Genomic DNA, 1,315 nt, shown 5'->3' on the forward strand with positions numbered 1-1,315 from the left:
CTAGTTAAAGTCAAAGGCTTGAAATATTGAACTTTATTTTTTTTTATCCCCTTGAAAGGGGAAACTTCAGACCTTATTTTTTGCTCATTAAAAACCCCCTAAATTTCTTGATATATTTTCATCTTTTGCCTTTTTTAACCCAGAGATATATAGCACTACACAATTGGGTTAAGACAATACTAAATGCTGAAAGTAAGTCAGAGATTACTTTTGAATTTTGAATTTTGAATTTTGAATTTTGATATCTAAGCTGCTGACAAGAAATATTGTTGTCTTTTCTGATGCTGTAAATGATACATATGTTCAAACAATTTCCAACAATATTCTTCAGAAAGTCCGCAAGTTATAGCTCCTCTAAGTACAACATTAAAATACCAATCGTTAGGAGCTAATTCCTGGGGTAATTTATCTATAACAATATAGGTACAAACCCCACTATATAATTTCCCTTGACTATACACCTCAACTATTTCTGGTCGATAACCACCGCAGTGAATTTGTTTAATAAAATCGAATTTTACAGTTTCTCTTTCATCTAGGCGAGGGCGTAACCTCAAAGGTAAATTATAAAGCACTCCTTCTACATTAGAATTCGGGTCTTTTACTACATCTAACGCTCCACAATTACGCTTTTCTGAATAACGATAAAATCCAATTCTATATCCTTTAAGTTTAGCAGGACCTATAACATAGTGATGAGTATTTTCTCCCAAGGTTCGTTTTAAGTCTACAGGACACATACAAGATCCATAGGCAAAGTAGTAAAACTTTTTCTCTGTAGAAGTCAGCTTGTTCATTTTAGTTATTGATTTGAAACTCTGAGTTAGTATATGTCTGAAAAGACAGATTTGATTGGAGCATATGCATTAAATTGTGCAGAAAGTTTGATACTTTTTTCTGTTAGATTTTGCACAATATAGTAATCAGTAGTCAGCTATCAACTTTTCACTTTGAAGAAGGAGTCAGGAGTCAGGAGTCAGGAGTCAGGAGTTATATCATGTCCCGTTGAATACTTAGGGTTTGCTGATTAAATCTAAAAGCATTGATAGATAAAGGTTTTAGCTGTTTTAGGTTGAAAAAAATTCCTGGTTTTGAGCTCTTCATGCTCAAAAAGTTAGTATTAATGGTAAGAGTTGGGCAGAAAAATCATTCTTACATTGTTACTTCTACCTCCTCTTAATTCCCATTTCTCCCCTCCTGGGAGGGGGAGGGGCGAGGGGTGGGTTGTCTCTTGTCTCCTGTATTCCCCTCCTGGGAGGGGGAGGAGCGAGGGGTGGGTTGTCTCCTGCCCCTACTAAAAGATTTTTGAGCGCAA

The 1,315-nt window shown here is 35.7% G+C and carries 1 protein-coding gene; it reads right to left on the minus strand.

The window, feature by feature from the left end:
* Window positions 1-245: 245 nt before the first annotated feature.
* The gene (locus F6K13_RS33580) at window positions 246-797 is read right to left on the minus strand and encodes a gamma-glutamylcyclotransferase (protein ID WP_124147453.1); all 552 of its coding nucleotides are present in this window, start codon (window positions 795-797) and stop codon (window positions 246-248) included.
* Window positions 798-1,315 lie beyond the last annotated feature (518 nt).

The sequence above is a fragment of the Okeania sp. SIO2B9 genome (assembly GCF_010672505.1).
GTDB lineage: Bacteria > Cyanobacteriota > Cyanobacteriia > Cyanobacteriales > Microcoleaceae > Okeania > Okeania hirsuta.

Excerpts from the sequence above, each read along its gene's own strand:
- F6K13_RS33580 (WP_124147453.1), bottom strand. The coding sequence starts at position 797 with ATGAACAAGCTGACTTCTACAGAGAAAAAGTTTTACTACTTTGCCTAT.